Raw genomic sequence first — 17069 nt, forward strand, 5'->3', positions numbered from 1 at the left:
TTGCCCATGCGGCGGAGCAGACATTTCCATGTGCGGGACAAAGATCGTCCCGCCTGTTTCGGGGAGTGTCATGTTCGCCTTAGACTCACGATCTCCGCAGCCTGCCCGGGCACCCGCATCGACATTAAATTCCGCATTTGCTGCGGGTTCTGTCATTCCCGTGGGAAACACCCCGCAGGGAATTGCCCTCACCCCTGACGCGACCCGCGCCTATGTGGCCAACCGGGGCTCGAACACGGTGAGTGTCATCGACACCGCCACCGGCACCGTTACCGACACCATCGCCACGGGGGCCGGTCCCGCCGACGTGGCGATCAGTCCCGACGGCACCCGCGCCTATGTGACCGTCTTCGATGACGGTCTGGTCAGCGTGTTCGACCTCGCCTCGCACACCCTCGTCACGGACATCCCCGTAGGGACCGGAGCGACGATGGCGGCGGTCACCCCGGACGGGACGCGCGTCTATGTGACGCGCCAGACCACCGACACGGTGAGTGTCATCGACACCGCCACCAACGCCGTGACCGGCACCATCACGGTCGGGCCCGGGGCGACCGGTGTGGCGATCACCCCGGACGGGACCCGCGCCTACGTGGCGAGCTTCTCGGGTTCCGTCAGCGCGATCGACACCGCCACCAACGCCGTGATCGCCACGATCATCGCCGGCGACGTCCCCATCCTGCTGACAGTCAGCTCCGACGGCGCTCGCGTCTACGTCACGACCGTCGGCAAATCCTCGGTGAGTGTGATCGACACCGCCACGAACACCGTCACCGACACCATCGGTGTCAGCGCCCAGCCGCGCTTCCCGGCGCTGAGCCCCGACAACCGCCATCTGTACGTGGGGAATTCCGAACCGGACACGGTGAGTGTGATCGACACCGCCACGAACACCGTCGTCGAGAACATCAGCGCGGGGGACGGCCCCACCGGCATCGCCGTCTTCCCCGACGGGACACGCGCCTACGTGGGCAACGCCAATGGCGGCACCGTCGGAGTCATGCTGACGACCGTGATCCCCGACCAGGGATCCACGGCAGGCGGAACCACCGTGACCCTGACCGGTCACCACCTGGCCAACGCCACCGCCGTGCACTTCGGCACCGCGCAGGCCGTCATCACCGCCAACACGGCGACATCGGTGACCGTCACCGCCCCCGCCGGCTCCGGCGCCGTCCCCGTGACGGTCACCACCCCGGGCGGCACCGGCACCCTGGGATCCTTCTACTACATGCCGGTGCCCGCCCTCACCGGCATCAGCCCCGATGCCGGTCCCGTCGCGGGCAGCGACCAGGAGATCGTCCTCACCGGCCGCAACCTCGCCGGAGCGATCGACGTGTACTTCGGCACCACCCGAGCCGTCATCCAACGCGTCTCCGACACCCAAGTCACCGTCCGAGCCGCCGGCGCCCCGGCCCCGGGCGGCGTCCCCGTCACCGTGATCACCAGCGGCGGGACCGCCGACGGCCTGAGCTACACCTACCTCGACCAGGCCACCGTCACGGGCGTCAGCCCCAACGCGGGACCGACCACCGGCGGCACCGAGGTGACGATCACCGGCACCGGCCTGAGCCACACCGAACAGGTCACCTTCCACGGCATCCCGGCGCCCTTCGCGGTCACCTCCGACACCACCGTGACCGCCAGCTCCCCGCCCAGCGCCGCCGAGGGCACCTTCGACGTCACCGTCACCACCCCCAACGGTGCTCCGTCCGGCACGTTCACCTACTTTGCCGGCCCCGCCATCTGACCCACCCGCGCCCGCCGCCCCGGCGGGCACCGCAGCCGGACCGGAACGGCCAGATCGTCCTCGGCCGGGGGCAGCCCGACATCAGGCCTTGAGCCGCGGACTTGAGCCGCGGAGCCGTGCCGATCTCGCAATTCCGGTCCGGGCCAGAGAACACCTTCACGCACCTAGCCAAGTGCATTTCCCTTCCAGTCCCACAGGAGAAATCATGCGTCACTTCAGCTTCAAGCGCATCGTCCTGGGCGCGGCCACCGGATTCGCGGCCCTTCTCTTCTGCCCGCACCCGGCGTCGGCCGTGACCGCTACCAGCACCGACCACTACCCTCCGAGAGAGGAAGTGTTCCAGCTGACCGCGCAGCAAACGCAGGGCAGTTTCATCGACGTGGACGGGTCGTCCGGGCCCAGCCAGGGGGACGAATTCGTCATCAGCGGGAATCTCCTGCGCGGCAGCGTCACGGTCGGCACCTACAGCCAGATCTGCACCCTGACCCGCACCGCCCCCGCCGATGAGTTCGACCTGCAGTGCGCGGCCGATCTCGCCCTCCCCCTGGGACAACTCACCGTCCAGGGCCGGTTCACCGTCACGGGCGCCGGCCCCGGCAACATCGACCTCGCGATCACCGGAGGCACGGGGCGCTACCGCACAGCACACGGCACCGTCCACGGCGACAACGTCAGTGACACGGAAACGCAGCTCACCGTGCATCTGATCCGCTGACCGCGCGGAAGGCACCCCAGGGCGGCCCCGGGTGACTCCGGGGCCGGCCACGGGAGTGGGGAACCTTGCGGAGTGATGACTGGCGGCCACTCAACAGCGACCAGGTGCCTTCCAAAACACTCAGCGACATGTCCGTCGCAGGCAGCTTCCCGCGGGATGATTCACCGCTCGACGGCTTCGCCCCGCACTTCGGCCGGGGGTATGTGGTCGCGCTCGACGGCGACTCCCTTGGAAACACCGCGCCCCCAGGGCAGTGGCACGCCGGCGCCATTGCCCACCCAGGCGTGCCCACACCCTGGCCCGGGCCCGGGCCCGGGCCCGCGATCACCCCAGCGAGGCAATCCCGAGGCAATCCCACGGAGGGGTGAAACATACCGTTCGATTGCTCACCGCCGCCCGCATCAAAGCCTCGCTTGCCCTCGACCGCCAAATAGAACATTGATTCAGAATCTGCCACTTCGTCACCCGTTACAGGGATCGGAACGGGCCGTTCTTTAGGGCATCTGTACCCATCACCGTGCCCTGGAGAAGCCATGAACCCTGCGCTCGCCCTTGCACAACGCCCTGTTCGATTCGAACGACGGCAGCCCACCCGCCCCGCTGCGGGTCTACCCAGGCACGTAGTTGACGCCTCATCTCGCCGTGCGCTGCGCTCATCCCGTCCGGATACGTGGTGGTGGGCATGAGCGCGGACGAGGACACCACGGCCCCGTCACCGGATCAGCACGTGGATCTGCCCAACCCCCGCCAGGAGCTGCTGGGCCTCCCGCCGGCAGCTCTGCCCACGGCACCGGGGGACGGTGATGTGGCCGATGAGCTGGAAGAGGCGTACTGGTCGATCTACGACGGGGCCGCGGCCAATGCGACGGTCCGCGAAGTCCTGGGGCGACTGCCACGCATCGTGGGACAGATCGGCCGGCTGGCCTGGCAGGCCGACCGCTCAGCCACTGCGGCCGTCGTGGTGCTCCAGCTGGTCTCCGCGGCGATGACCGCCTTCGGGCTGGTGGCCTCGGTCGGCGTGCTGCGGGAGCTGTTCGGCCACGGGCCGACGCCGGACAAGGTCCACAGCGCGGTGCCGCAGATCCTGCTCGTGGTGGGCTTCCTGTCCGCACGGGCGCTTCTTGAGGCCGGAGTCGCCGTCGCGCAGGCACGGGTGACACCGAAGATCCGCACCGCGCTGGAGTGTGACTTCCTGCGGCTGACCGCGCATGTCCGGCTCGAGGTCGTCGATGACGCCGACTGGCACGACGACGCCTATCGCGCCTCCGACCGCGGCCTGTTCTACGCCCGGCAGATCGTCGGCCAGGTCGTCTCCCTGGCCTCCGCCCTTCTCGAACTGATCGGGACGGCAGGCGTCCTCACCTCACTGCACCCAGCCCTCCTCCCCCTGCTCCTGCTGTCCGTCCTGCCGGTGGGCGCCGCAGCGGTACGCACGGCACGGGCCCGCTTCCACAGCTTCAAGCGGTGGAATGCCCTCCAGCGCCGGGTGCGGGTCTTCTCCTGGCTGCTGTTGGAGCGCGATGCCGCCGCCGAACTGCGCTCCGACACCGCCCAGGACGCCATCCTGGACGAGCACCGCCGGCTGACCTCCCGGATCGCCGAGGAGGACACCCACCTCGGCGTGAGTTCCGCCGTACTGACGCTGGCCGGCCGGGCCGTGGGTGGGATCGGGACCGGGGTCACGTACGTTGCCCTGGGAACCATGCTGATCTCCGGGTGGCTGCCCCTCGCCGCCGGCGCCGGAGCGGTCCTGGCGATCCAGACGGGCCAGACCGCTCTGACGCGCTTCGTGGACGTGGCCCACTTGGTCTATGAGCACGCCATGTGGGTCGATGACCTCCTGACGTTCCAGGAACGCTGCCGCGGGCTGCAACCCCGACGGCGTGCGCTGACCGCCCCCGCCACCGTAGCCACCCTCACGCTCGAGGACATCAGCTTCACCTATCCCGGCAAGGAGACGCCCGCCTTGAGCGGTGTTTCGATGACGCTGCGCGCCGGGGAGACGGTCGCCTTCGTGGGCGTCAACGGCTCCGGGAAAAGCACCTGTTCACGCCTGATCGCCGGGCTGTACGAGGCGAACGAAGGCACCGTGCGCTGGGACGGAGTGGACGTGCGGGACATGGACTCCGAGTCGCTGCAGGCCCGCGTCGCCACCGTGCTCCAGGACCCGGTGCACTTTCCCTTCAGCGCACTGGCGAACCTCACGGTCTCCCGCGGCACGCTCACCGATGCCGACCCTCAACGGGCGTTGGACGCTGCGCGGGCCTCCGGGGCCGAGCAGGTCATCGCCGGTCTGCCGGGGACCTGGCAGGCGGTGCTGTCCAAGCGGTTCCGGGGCGGTCAGGAGCTGTCGGCCGGCCAGTGGGCCAAGATCGCCGTCGCACGAGGACTCTACAAGAACGCTCCGGTGCTACTGCTCGACGAACCGACCGCGAGCATGGATCCCAAGGCCGAACACGCCGTCTACCAGGCGGTATTGCGGAACAAGGCAAGGCCGGACCAAATCACGGTACTGATCTCGCACCGGCTGGCCAGCGTCGTCGAGTGCGACCGGATCTTCGTCTTCGACGGCGGCCGGATCACCGAAGCCGGCTCACACCAGCAGCTCATGGACCTCGGCGGCGACTACGCCCAGATGTTCACGCTCCAGGCAGCCGGCTATCGAACCGTGACTGCGACGTCCGACTCCGAACCGAGGACGGTACACCCATGACCGAGCGAACCTCACAGACCGACGCGACCCTGCCGCAACAGCTCCCACAGGCGAACGCGTCAGCGTTGATCTACAACGGTTCCGGCGAGTACCTGCTACACCTGCGGGACGACATTCCCGGCATCTGGGAGCCGGGATCGTGGTCCCTGCTCGGCGGCGGCCGTGAACCGGGTGACCGGTCCTTGGAGGAGACGGTCAGGCGGGAGCTGTGGGAAGAGGCCGGCCTCGACATCCCCGACCTCGTCCCCTTCGCCGTGGAGCAGGCTCTCGGCAACGACGGTACTACCGTCCCGATCCACATCTTCGCGGCTCACTGGGCCGGTGATCCCGCGACGTTGGACCTGACCGAAGGGGTCATGCTGCGCTGGTTCCGGCCAGAACTCGTGTCACGCCTGCGGATGACGCCCTCCACCCGCGAACTGGTTCGCCGCCACGCCGAGTTGCTCCAGGCCGACAGCCCGGGCATCGCTCCGCCGACGGCCGCGGGCGCTGCCGCCGAGGCCCGCCGCCCTCGTACCTCATCAGCACCGGCCAGAGGCGGAAGAACCGCCCTCAATGGCATCGGCGTCCACCTCTACGTGGAGAACGCCGACGGAAAGGTCCTGCTCGGTCTGCGCCATCCCAACTCCGCCTACGCCGCGTCCACGTGGCACTTCCTGGCCGGCCACTGCGAGCAGGAGTCCGCCCTCTCCTGCCTGGTCCGCGAGGCCGACGAAGAAGCGGGACTGCTGATCGAGCCCGGCGACGTCGAACTCGCCCACGTCGTCCACCTCGTGGACACACCCGGCGGCCAGCCTCGGATGCAGATGGTCTTCCGGGCCCGCCGCTGGTCGGGAACTCCGGAGATCCGGGAGCCCGACAAGTGCACGAGGTGGGGCTGGTGGCACCCGGACGACCTCCCGTCGCAGACCGTGCCCTACACCCGGACCGCGATCCAAGGCATCCGCGCAAGCCGCCGCTACACGGAGATGGGCTGGTCATGACCGCTGAGACGAGCCGAATCGGCACGCAGCGCGTGCTACCCCGGCACAGCCGAACCCTGCCAGCCGGGACCGACCACCCAGGCCATGCAGACCATGCGGCGGTGGCACGTGTGTCGAAGGTCGCCCGGCTGGAGGCGGCCGGAGCCCTCGGCCCCGGCCCGGTGCGCGAGGCCCTGCTCCCGCTGCCACGCGAGGTCCTGACGCCGCAGGCGTACGTGGGGCGCAACGCCGCTCGACGAACGTCCGCCGCGTTGGGACCTGTTGGACTGATCGGATCCATGTGATCGCGAGGAACTGCTCGCGGTGCTGTACGGCGGCGAGAGCGTGGAGTGAGTTCAGTCACCGTGCGCTGCGTCGTCCCTGGCACGACCCCGCACGGGTAGCGGGACGCACAAGGACGCCGGGCCGCCCTCACGGACGGCCCGGCGCCGGTGCGCTGTACGGGAGAAGGGATCGGAGGGTTACACGACGGTCTGGGTGTCGGTGTCGCTGGAGCCGGTGAAGTTGGTGTCACCGACGTAGGTCGCCGTGATGAGGTAGCTGCCGGTGGTCAGCGGGGTGCTGACCGCGGCGACACCGGCGCCGTCGAGCGTTCCGGTGAGGTTGATGGTGGTCACACCGTCGGTGACGGTGAAGTTGACCGTCCCGGTCGGGACGCCGCTGCCTGGAGCCACCGCCGACACGAACGCGAGGATCGCGACCGTGTCGCCAGAGTTGGACGGGTCGGGGAACGAGGTGGCCGTGGTGACCGTGGATGCCTGGTTGACGGTCTGGGTGTCAGTGCCGTTGGAGGTGGCGAAGTTGGCGTCGCCGCTGTAGGTCGCGGTGACGTTGTGGAGACCGGCGTCGAGTGTGCTGGTGGTGATCGTCGCGACGCCACCGGAGACGGTGGCGGTCTGCGAGCCGCCCCCACCGCCGTCGATGACGAAGGTGACCGTACCGGTCACCGTGCCGGCACCGGGCGCAACCGGCGCGACCGTGGCGGTGAAGGTCACCGTCTGCCCGAAGACCGACGGGTCGGGCGAGGAGGAGACAGTGGTGGTCGTGGACGCCTGGCTCACGGTCTGTGTGTCGGTGCCGCTGGATGCCGCGAAGTTGGCGTCACCGCTGTACGTCGCCGTGACGGGGAAGGTACCCGCGCCCAGCGCAGTGGTCGTGACGCTGGTCGTCCCCCCGGAGAGAGTGCCGGTCAGCGTCGGACCGCCGGTGATGACGAAGGTGACCGTACCCGTCGGAGTGCCTGCCCCCGGCGCAACCGGCGCGACCGTGGCCGTGAACGTCACCGACTGACCCACCACGGACGGGTCGGGCGAGGAGGACACGGTGGTGGTCGTCGCCGCCTGAGCGACCGTCTGCGTATCCGCACCGACCGAACTGGTGAAGTTGGCATTACCGCTGTAGGCCGCCGTGACCGCGTACGTTCCCGCAGTCACCAGCCCGCTGGTGGTCACGCTGGTCGTACCGCCACTCAGCGTCCCCGTCAGCGTCACCGTGGTGACCCCGTCAGTGGCGACAAAGGTCACCGTTCCCGTCGGCGTACCTGCCCCCGGCGCAACTGCCGCCACCGTGGCCGTGAACGTCACCGACTCACCGACCACGGACGGATCCGGAGACGTCGAGACCGCAGTCGTCGTCGCCGCCTGGGTGACCGTCTGGGTGGTGGTGCCGCTGGAGGCCGCGAAGTTGGCGTCACCGCTGTACGACGCGGTGACGGAGTACGTTCCCGCGGTCACCAGTCCGTTGGTGCTGACGCTGGTGGTGCCGCCGCTCAGCGTCCCCGTCAACGTCACCGTGGTGACCCCGTCAGTGGCCACGAACGTGACCGTGCCCGTGGGCGTACCCACACCCGGCGCAACCGCCGCAACAGTGGCCGTGAACGTCACCGACTGGCCCACCACGGAGGGGTCGGGCGAGGAGGAGACAGTGGTGGTCGTCGACGCCTGAGCGACCGTCTGGGTGTCCGTACCGACCGAGCCGGTGAAGTTGGCGTCACCGCTGTAGGTCGCCGTGACCGTGTACGCACCTGCGGTCACCAGCCCGCTAGTGGTCACGCTGGTGGTGCCGCCGCTCAGCGTCCCCGTCAACGTCACCGTGGTGTCCCCATCGGTGGCCACGAACGTCACTGTCCCCGTCGGCGTGCCCGTACCCGGCGCAACCGGCGCGACCGTGGCCGTGAAGGTCACCGGCTGACCGACCACGGACGGGTCGGGAGACGACGAGACCGTGGTCGTCGTCGCCGCCTGACCGACCGTCTGCGTGTCCGTACCGACCGAGCCGGTGAAGTTGGGATCACCGCTGTAGGTCGCCGTGACGGAGTACGTTCCCGCGGTCACCAGTCCGTTGGTGGTCACGCTTGTCGTGCCGCCGCTCAGCGTCCCCGTCAGTGTCACCGTGGTGACCCCGTCAGTGACCACGAACGTGACCGTTCCCGTGGGCGTACCTGCCCCCGGCGCAACCGCCGCCACCGTGGCCGTGAACGTCACCGACTGACCAACCACAGACGGATCGGGCGAGGAGGAGACGGTGGTGGTCGTCGCCGCCTGAGTGACCGTCTGAGTGTCCGTACCGACCGAGCCGGTGAAGTTGGCATTACCGCTGTAGGTCGCCGTGACCGTGTACGCGCCTGCAGTCACCAGCCCGTTGGTGCTGACGCTGGTGGTGCCGCCACTCAGCGTCCCCGTCAGCGTCACCGTGGTGACCCCGTCAGTGACCACGAACGTGACCGTGCCGGTCGGCGTGCCTGCCCCCGGCGCCACCGGTGCGACAGTGGCCGTGAACGTCACCGACTGACCAACCACAGACGGATCCGGAGACGACGAAACCGAAGTCGTCGTCGACGCCTGACCGACCGTCTGAGTATCCGTACCAACCGAGCCGGTGAAGTTGGCATTACCGCTGTAGGTCGCCGTGACGGAGTACGTTCCCGCGGTCACCAGCCCGCTGGTGGTCACGCTGGTGGTGCCGCCGCTCAGCGTCCCCGTCAGCGTCACCGTGGTGACCCCGTCAGTGACCACGAACGTCACCGTCCCGGTCGGCGTACCTGCCCCCGGCGCCACCGGTGCGACAGTGGCCGTGAACGTCACCGGCTGACCCACCACGGACGGGTCGGGCGAGGAGGAGACGGTGGTGGTCGTGGATGCCTGGTTCACAGTCTGCGTGTCCGTACCGACCGAGCCGGTGAAGTTGGCATTACCGCTGTAGGTCGCGGTGACGGAGTACGTTCCCGCGGTCACCAGCCCGCTGGTGGTCACGCTGGTGGTGCCGCCGCTCAGCGTCCCCGTCAGCGTCACCGTGGTGACCCCGTCGGTGGCCACGAACGTCACCGTTCCCGTCGGCGTACCCGCACCCGGCGCAACCGGAGCCACCGTAGCCGTGAACGTCACCGGCTGACCGACCACGGACGGATCCGGAGACGACGAAACCGCAGTCGTTGTCGCCGCCTGGGCAACCGTCTGGGTATCCGTACCAACCGAGCCGATGAAGTTGGCATTACCGCTGTAAGTCGCCGTAACGACGTACGCGCCCGCGGTCACCAGCCCGCTGGTGGTCACGCTGGTGGTGCCGCCGCTCAGCGTCCCGGTCAGCGTCACCGTGGTGACCCCATCGGTGGCCACGAACGTCACCGTTCCCGTCGGCGTACCCGCACCCGGCGCAACCGGCGACACAGTGGCCGTAAAGGTCACCGGCTGACCAACCACGGACGGATCCGGAGACGACGAAACCGCAGTCGTCGTCAATGCCTGAGCAACCGTCTGCGTGTCCGTACCGCTGGACGTGGTGAAGTTCGCGTCACCGCTGTATGTCGCCGTGACCGTATGGGAGCCCACGCTCAGCGCACTCGTGGTGACACTCGCGGTGCCCCCGGACAAGGTGCCGGTCAACGTCGGACCGCCACTGATGACGAACGTGACCGTGCCCGTCGGTGTACCCGCGCCCGGCGCGACCGGAGCGACGGTGGCGGTGAAGGTCACCGGCTGGCCGAAGACGGACGGGTCGGGAGACGACGTCACCGAGGTGGTCGTCGATGCCTGATTCACCGTCTGGGTGTCGGTGCCGCTGGAAGCCGTGAAGCTGGCGTCACCGCTGTACGACGCGGTGACGGTGTACGTCCCCGCGGTCACCAGCCCGCTGGTGGTCACGCTGGTCGTGCCGCCGCTCAGCGTCCCGGTCAGCGTCACCGTGGTGACTCCGTCGGTGGCGACAAACGTCACCGTGCCCGTCGGTGTACCCGCGCCCGGTGCAACTGGCGACACCGTTGCCGTGAACGTCACCGGCTGACCGACCACGGACGGGTCGGGAGACGACGAGACAGCAGTCGTCGTCGATGCCTGATTCACCGTCTGGGTGTCCGTACCGACCGAGCCGGCGAAGTTGCCGTCGCCGCTGTACGTCGCCGTGACCGTGTGCGACCCCACGCTCAGCGCACTCGTAGTGACACTCGCCGTACCCCCGGACAAGGTGCCGGTCAACGTCGGACCGCCACTGATGACAAACGTGACCGTGCCCGTCGGCGTACCCGCGCCCGGCGGCACCGGAGCCACCGTCGCCGTGAACGTCACCGGCTGGCCGACGACCGACGGTTCGGGAGACGACGTCACCGAAGTGGTCGTCGATGCCTGATTCACCGTCTGGGTGTCCGTACCGACCGAGCCGGCGAAGTTGCCGTCGCCGCTGTAGGTCGCGGTGACCGTATGGGTGCCGACGCCCAGGGCACTGGTAGTGACGCTCGCCGTGCCCCCGGAGAGGGTGCCGGTCAGCGTCGGGCCTCCACTGATCACAAAGGTGACCGTGCCCGTCGGCGTACCCGCGCCCGGCGGCACCGGAGCCACCGTCGCCGTAAAGGTCACCGGCTGGCCGACGACCGACGGATCCGGTGACGAGGTCACGCTGGTGGTGGTCGCCGCCTGGTTGACGGTCTGGGTGTCGGTGTCACTGGAGCCGGTGAAGTTCGCGTCGCCGCCGTAGGTCGCGGTGACGGTGTAAACGCCCGCCGTGACCAGTCCGTTGGTGCTGACGGTGGCGACGCCGGCGCCATCGAGGGTACCGCTGAGGGTCACGGTCGTGACCCCGTTGGTGATGACGAAGGTGACGGTTCCGGTCGGCACACCGCCGCCGGGGAACACCGGCCCCACAAAGGCGGTGAAGTTGACCGTCTGCCCTGTCACGGAGGGGTCGGGGAAGGACGTGACCGTGGTGGTCGTGGATGCCTGGTTCACGGTCTGGGTGTCCGTACCGACCGAGCCGGTGAAGTTCCCATCACCGCCATACGTCGCCGTCACCGTATGCGTACCAGCGGAAAGCGCACTGGTACTCACGCTCGCCGTACCCCCGGACAGCGTGCCGGTCAGTGTCGGGCCTCCACTGATGACGAAGGTGACGGTACCGGTCGGTGTACCCGCGCCCGGCGCAACCGGAGCTACCGTCGCCGTGAACGTCACCGACTGCCCGACAACCGACGGGTCCGGCGACGAGGTCACCGTGGTGGTCGTGGACGCCTTGTTGACGGTCTGGGTGTCTGTTCCGCTCGACGGCGCGAAAGTGCCACTGCCGCTGTAGGTCGCGGTGACGGTATGGGAGCCCACACTGAGACTGCTGGTGGTGACGCTCGCCGTGCCGCCCGAGAGCGGTGCCGTCAGCGTGGGGCCCCCGGAGATGACGAAGGTCACCGTGCCGGTTGGGGTACCCGAACCGGGCGGGACGGGGGCGACTGTCGCCGTGAAGGTCACGGCCTGCCCGAAGACCGAGGGGTCGGGGGACGAGGTGACCGTGGTGGTCGTCGGCAGCAGGGACGCCTGCACCGTTTGTGTGTCGGTACCGGAGGACGGATTGAATTGGGCATTGCCGTTGTAGGTCGCGGTGATGGCATGTGTGCCCACGCTGAGACTGCTGGTGGTGACGGTTGCGGTGCCGCCCGAGAGCGTCCCCGTCAGGGTCCCGCCTCCGCCACCGCCGATGACGAAGGTGACTGTTCCGGTCGGTGTGCCCGCTCCCGGTGCGACCGGCGCGACGGTGGCGGTGATGGACACCGTCTGCCCGAACGTCGACGGGTCCGGCGACGAGGTGACGGTCGTGGTCGTCGACGCCTTGTTCACCGTTACGGAGGCCAAGCCGCTGGACGGCGAGAACTGAGGGCTGCCGTTGTAGTTCGCGGTGATGGTGTGAAAGCCGACGCTGATACCGGTGACGGTGACGGTCGCGGTTCCACCCACGAGTGTGCCCGTCACTGTGGGCCCGCCGGCGACGACGAAGGTGACCGTGCCGGTGGGAGTCCCCAGCCCTAACGGAAGGACAGTGGCGGTCAGCGTGACCGGCTGTCCGAAGACTGCTGGATTTGGTGACGCGGACGCCAAGGTGAAGGTGGGTGCCATGGAATGGCCCTCCGGATGGTGTGATGGTGGCGGGCCGTTCAGCTCCCGTGGTGCATGACGTCCTGCGGGAAGGGGGCATCAGCCTGGGGAGCAGGCTCGGTGATAACTGCCGGCGGAGATTCACATCGGCGTACCGATGCCCTCCAGCAGATTGGCAACCCGCCGGTCGATAGCATCAGTAGGCGCGCGGATCACGGCGCCGCGCCATAGTCACCTTGCGTATTTCCCCTGAATGGCGCAGCGCGTAGCAACTCCACGACACCCCACGGCGCGCGCTGCGGGGGCCCGGTGGTGACGGGTGTCGGTACTGGTGACGCGCGGTCAGCACGCGACATTCCCGTGCACGCCTACCGCACCACCATCAACACCCTTGCACAACAGCGCAGTTGTGAGGACGCGCACAATACCGGCCGAGGCCAACGGCACCACCACCCGTATTCGACAACCACCCGGTGCAGTCAGTTGGATCTTCTCTGCCTGGAGCCATCACCGCCCTGCCCACCTTCCGCCGCACTTTCGTCCAGACCGGGGCCGAGCCTCTCCCCTCCCAGGCCACCGAGGGCGAACGGCAGGGATGAAGGAGAAGCGGAGGGGGTCCGGGTTCGATCCGTCAGCAGACCCAGGACGAGGATCCAGCCGATCGAGAGACCGTCCCGGTGAGCTGGATTCGTTCTCATGTTCGATATCTGGCAGGATGGAGGAATGACGAGGGAACGTGAGGTCTCTTCGGAACGCGGCGCCCGTGCTCCTGGTCCTTGGACACGCGGGCCGGGGCTCCCTGGTGACCTGCTGAGGGCGAAGACGCTGGTGTATGACCCGAGTGGGTTCACGTGCTCACAGCCGGTACCGGAACCGGAGAGTGCCGAGTACGGGGCATGCGAGTTCACATTGGACGGCCTCTCGGTCAGATTCCGCGTGGCCAAGACGACCCCGACGAAGGTCGGCCAGTTCGTCACGGTGTGGAAGAGGTCCGCGAGCGGGCCGATCCAGCCCTTCGATGCGGCAGATCCCGTGGATCTGTTCGTCATCAGTTGCCGCGACGGCGAACGATTCGGGCAGTTCGTGTTCCCGCGGGACGTGCTCCGTGAACGGGACATCGTGTCAACGAACGGCTCCGGCGGGAAACGGGCATTCCGCGTCTACCCACCGTGGGTGACCACCACCAACCGCCAAGCCCGCAGCACACAGACCTGGCAGGTAAAGCACTTCCTCCAACTGCCCGAAGACGAGCCCATCGACTTCCCCCGCGTCCAGGCGCTCTATCACCCCCGGGGCACCGCTGACGTTGCTTGACCGCAAAAAGGTGCCTGCTCCAGGTGTCACGGCCGAGCTGGCGCAGGTTCTCTTCGGTCCGGCGCGTAACTGGTCGGCCCGTGCGAGGGCGGTCCACGCGCCGGACGCATCGCGTGGCGAGCCGACCTCTGTGGCGATGACCCGGTCCTCCGGGTACGGCGCCTCCGACAGTGGCCTTATCCGATGTCGCCTCTCCCACCAGTTCCGCCCAACCGCCCTGCGCCGTAAGGGATTTACGAGCCGGAAGGCGTGGAGTACCTGAACCCCGCACGCCTGGATATGCGCAGTGGTACGGCACACACGGATCGCCTTGCGCTGCTATCTTCTCGGTTCCCCGCGGTGGCGGGGTTCGCCTGGCTCGGATCGCCATGGCGGGAGCACAGACGGAGGATTTGTCACGTGCCGCATATCGGTGCAATCCTGCGCCGCCTGGCCGTCCTGGTACGGCGCTTACGTCTTCGCCGTGGCGAATTGGCAGTCAAGTCGCTGGAGAAAAGCATGACCGCCCTCTGTCTCGGCCCGCGAGCGTCGCCCGCGGTCCGACTGGGGCTGCGGAGGTACGCGCAGGCGGAGGGCCCCCTGACGCTCACCAAGCAATTCCTTGCCGGCTATTGGCTGTGGGGGATCACCGTTATCCCGGCACGTCAACTCTTGGACGCCGCTACCGGACGCGATGAGCAAGTCGTGGCCTGGTGGGAGCGGGTACTGCGAGGCGTCACCCAATCGAGCCCAGAGGAAATGGCATCGGGAATCACCCCCGTTGCCATCTTCGGCGGCCTGCTGAGTATCTTCCTCATGTTTTACGGGCTCGTGTGGTCTCAGTAGTACCCCTTCGCCCCGTCGAGCAGTTCCCGCACGATGTCCGCGTGACCTGCGTGCCGTCCGGTCTCCTCGATGAGGTGGATGAGCATCCAGCGGAGATTGGCGTTGCCGGAGCGGTAGTCGGGGTGGCGGCCGAGGTCGTCCAGGGAGGCCGCGGCCACGATCTCGTTGCTGCGGGCGCACTGGGCCTCGTACTCCGCGAGTAGCTGCTTCAGCGGGGCGCCGTTGGTGCGCCAGTCGGCGTCCTCGTCCGCCTCGTCGAAGGAAGGGCTCTGCGTCTTGTCGCCGCCGAGGAACAGCACCTCCAGCCAGCAGTGCTCGGTCCACCGCATATGGCTGATGAGTCCGGCCATCGTCATCGCCGGCGAGGTCGGGATGACGGAGCGGTACGCGTCCGTCTCGCTCAGGCCCTCGCATTTCCATCGCAGGATCTGCCGTTGGAGGTCCAACCAGCCGAGGAGCGCGGTGCGTTCGTCAGCGTGCAAAGGGGGACGTTCAAGTGAAGGGGCCATGCCTGCGGACGCTAGCGCGCCCGGCCTCCTGCTGTCGCCTGGTTTTCGCCTCCGCGCGGAGACGGGCTTCCCGCCCCATGCCCGTGCGACGCCCCGGCCCGGATCAGTCACAAGATCCGCCGGACAGGACCCAGCGAAGTTCGGGCCTGACAAACGGCCTTCGCGTAATGAACGGTGTCGTCTTGCAACTGACAGCAGGGTCAAGATGCCCGGCCCGGTACTTCTCATCGCCCGCAGAGTTCCCACAGGCCACGCAGCAAGGTGGTCACCCCGCCGGCCAGTGACAGCACCATCACCGCATTCCGGAGCCACGCCTGCGGCACCCGCCGGGTGAGGCCTTCACCCGCCAGGGTCCCGGCTATCAGGCCCACCCCCGCCAGCGCCCAGGCGTGCGCCGTGAGCCCAGGAACGCCGTTGGCCGCCACGGAGAAGACGTTCAGCACCACGCCGTAGAACAACGCGTTCGGCACGAACTGCCGCAACGGCCAGTCGGCGTTCGCCGCGTACAGCGACAACGCCGGACCGCCCACGCCGGCCGCCGCATTCATGAACCCACTCGCCGCGCCCGCCACAATGGCGCCAGAAGTACCGCGCAGCGACGCCACACGGACCCCGGCCAACACCAGCACAACAGCGGCGCTCATCGCCGCCCCCAGAAAGGCAAGCAGCACCGGCCCAGGCAACAGGCCCACCACCAACGTCCCCACCGGAACCGAGCAGGCCGCCGCCGCGACCAGCACCACCATCGCCGAGAGGCGCACCTGTCGCCACGTACTGGCCAATCCAACGGCGCTGACCAGGCCCGCTGCACAGTTGACCAGCGCGACCCCGTCCGCCGGACCCAGCAGCAGTCCCAGCGCAGGCACCGACACCAGCGCGAACCCCATTCCCGTCATGCGCTGCACGAAGGCTCCGACCGCGATGACGCCACCCAGCGCAGCGGCGTCGACCGAGCCGTTCAATGCTTCTCGTCCTTTCCTGCCTCCGCGAGCGCGAACACGAAAGCGCCATGTGTGCCCCGTACTTGGTCAGCTGGCGGGGCCGGGATCCCCACCACTACCCCACCCAACTCCCCCGGTTCCGCACCCTCCGACATGCCTTCACTCGTCTCGATCCGGGACACATCCGGCTGCTGCGCTCCCTGATCGCCTCCCATCGGTGGCTCCCGGACTTCCTCACTCCGCGCCCCGTCTCCCCTGGCCCGACTTCCACGACGAACTCGCGGCCTTGCGGGCCACACCACCCGAGCACGTCCCGCGCGCCCTCCCGTTCGAGGCGGCGGCAGAGATGGACCGTACGGGGACGGGCGGCTCGGGCACGCCCTCCGGAAGCGGGCCCCGGAAGGGCCGCCGGACAGGCCCTGGTCAGCCCGCGAGCCGCTCCGCGGCCCGCTCGCCCCGCCGCCCGACCGGCTCGACTCCATAGGCTTCGCCGAGCCCGGTCGGTGGCATGCCGTGGTAGATCGTTTCGTACGAACCCGCCGGCACGATGTAGGTCTCGTGCCAGATGCCGACGCTCCCCGCGGCGCCGCGCGCACGGCGGTTGAACGCCGCCCAGGCGGGGCGGTGCTGCTGGCCCGGGGCCGAGGCGTAGGCGAGCAGCTTCTCGCGCGACTCCCAGTACTGGACGAGTGTGTAGGTGCGCAGCCCGGCCGAGTAGCCCCGGTATCCCAACAGCCCGCTGTCCTTCTCGCGGGCAAGCTCCTTGAGCATGCGCGGCATGGCCGTGAAGGTGGGCAGCCAGTGGCGTACCGCCCGCCACCGGTTGATCCGCATCCCGATGAGGAAGACCACCACGTCCCCGTCGGCCGCCGCCGTGACCCGCCCCGTTATCGGTGCCGTACCCATGTCCGTAACCCCCGCTCCAGTCGTTGGATAGCGGAACTATCCATGCTTGGATAGTGACAGAATCCA

General features: G+C 68.5%; 12 protein-coding genes and 2 pseudogenes. 8 read left to right on the plus strand and 6 right to left on the minus strand.

Translation table 11 applies throughout. The annotated features are described in order from the left end of the window. Positions 1–160 precede the first annotated feature (160 nt). The 5 genes from V2J85_RS00530 (at position 161) to V2J85_RS00550 (ending at position 6445) form a co-directional block, all read left to right on the plus strand. On the plus strand, positions 161–1750 hold the full coding sequence (locus V2J85_RS00530) for an IPT/TIG domain-containing protein (RefSeq protein WP_261953674.1): 1590 nt from the start codon (positions 161–163) through the stop codon (positions 1748–1750). A 205-nt stretch (positions 1751–1955) separates the two neighbouring features. Beyond that, positions 1956–2465: an allene oxide cyclase barrel-like domain-containing protein gene (locus V2J85_RS00535; RefSeq protein ID WP_261953673.1), complete on the plus strand. Its 510-nt coding sequence runs from the start codon at positions 1956–1958 to the stop codon at positions 2463–2465. Positions 2466–3147: 682 nt separating this feature from the next. Then, positions 3148–5178, plus strand: a complete 2031-nt coding sequence (locus V2J85_RS00540; protein ID WP_261953672.1) for an ABC transporter ATP-binding protein — start codon at positions 3148–3150, stop codon at positions 5176–5178. Then, positions 5175–6161, plus strand: a complete 987-nt coding sequence (locus tag V2J85_RS00545; RefSeq protein ID WP_330820272.1) for an NUDIX domain-containing protein — start codon at positions 5175–5177, stop codon at positions 6159–6161. The genes V2J85_RS00540 and V2J85_RS00545 overlap by 4 nt, the downstream gene beginning before the upstream one ends. Before the next feature lie 101 nt (positions 6162–6262). Beyond that, positions 6263–6445 (plus strand): hypothetical protein, encoded by a 183-nt coding sequence (locus tag V2J85_RS00550; RefSeq protein WP_261953670.1) that lies wholly within the window; start codon positions 6263–6265, stop codon positions 6443–6445. Positions 6446–6622: 177 nt separating this feature from the next. Here the strand turns inward: V2J85_RS00550 and V2J85_RS00555 are convergent, their stop codons facing one another. Next, the gene (locus V2J85_RS00555) at positions 6623–11377 is read right to left on the minus strand and encodes a beta strand repeat-containing protein (protein WP_330820733.1); all 4755 of its coding nucleotides are present in this window, start codon (positions 11375–11377) and stop codon (positions 6623–6625) included. 54 nt (positions 11378–11431) lie between these two features. Next, positions 11432–12187, minus strand: a pseudogene (locus V2J85_RS00560) (Ig-like domain-containing protein); the annotation flags it as partial. Here V2J85_RS00560 and V2J85_RS00565 point away from each other — a divergent pair. Then, positions 12114–12290: a hypothetical protein gene (locus V2J85_RS00565; protein WP_261957578.1), complete on the plus strand. Its 177-nt coding sequence runs from the start codon at positions 12114–12116 to the stop codon at positions 12288–12290. The pseudogene V2J85_RS00560 and the gene V2J85_RS00565 sit on opposite strands and share 74 nt — an antisense overlap. 17 nt (positions 12291–12307) lie before the next feature. Here the strand turns inward: V2J85_RS00565 and V2J85_RS41180 are convergent. After that, positions 12308–12529 (minus strand): annotated as a pseudogene (locus V2J85_RS41180) (Ig-like domain-containing protein); the annotation flags it as partial. Positions 12530–13231: 702 nt separating this feature from the next. On the opposite strand from V2J85_RS41180, the gene V2J85_RS00570 reads away from it, so the two are divergent. Both V2J85_RS00570 and V2J85_RS00580 read left to right on the plus strand, forming a co-directional pair. Beyond that, positions 13232–13822, plus strand: a complete 591-nt coding sequence (locus tag V2J85_RS00570; protein WP_261957282.1) for a MepB family protein — start codon at positions 13232–13234, stop codon at positions 13820–13822. Between the two features lie 399 nt (positions 13823–14221). Continuing rightward, positions 14222–14647, plus strand: coding sequence for a hypothetical protein (locus V2J85_RS00580; RefSeq protein WP_330820273.1), 426 nt, complete (start codon positions 14222–14224; stop codon positions 14645–14647). Here the strand turns inward: V2J85_RS00580 and V2J85_RS00585 are convergent. The 3 genes from V2J85_RS00585 to V2J85_RS00595 all read right to left on the minus strand — a co-directional run bounded on the left by V2J85_RS00585 (position 14641) and on the right by V2J85_RS00595 (position 17003). Then, on the minus strand, positions 14641–15156 hold the full coding sequence (locus tag V2J85_RS00585) for a DinB family protein (RefSeq protein WP_261953668.1): 516 nt from the start codon (positions 15154–15156) through the stop codon (positions 14641–14643). The two genes, V2J85_RS00580 and V2J85_RS00585, sit on opposite strands and share 7 nt — an antisense overlap. 224 nt (positions 15157–15380) lie before the next feature. Then, on the minus strand, positions 15381–16118 hold the full coding sequence (locus V2J85_RS00590; RefSeq protein ID WP_330820274.1) for a sulfite exporter TauE/SafE family protein: 738 nt from the start codon (positions 16116–16118) through the stop codon (positions 15381–15383). A gap of 402 nt (positions 16119–16520) precedes the next feature. Then, positions 16521–17003, minus strand: a complete 483-nt coding sequence (locus tag V2J85_RS00595; RefSeq protein WP_261953667.1) for a DUF4188 domain-containing protein — start codon at positions 17001–17003, stop codon at positions 16521–16523. Between the last annotated feature and the right edge of the window lie 66 nt (positions 17004–17069).

Origin of the sequence: Streptomyces bugieae (assembly GCF_036352915.1) — a bacterium.
In the GTDB taxonomy this organism is placed as follows: domain Bacteria; phylum Actinomycetota; class Actinomycetes; order Streptomycetales; family Streptomycetaceae; genus Streptomyces; species Streptomyces endophytica.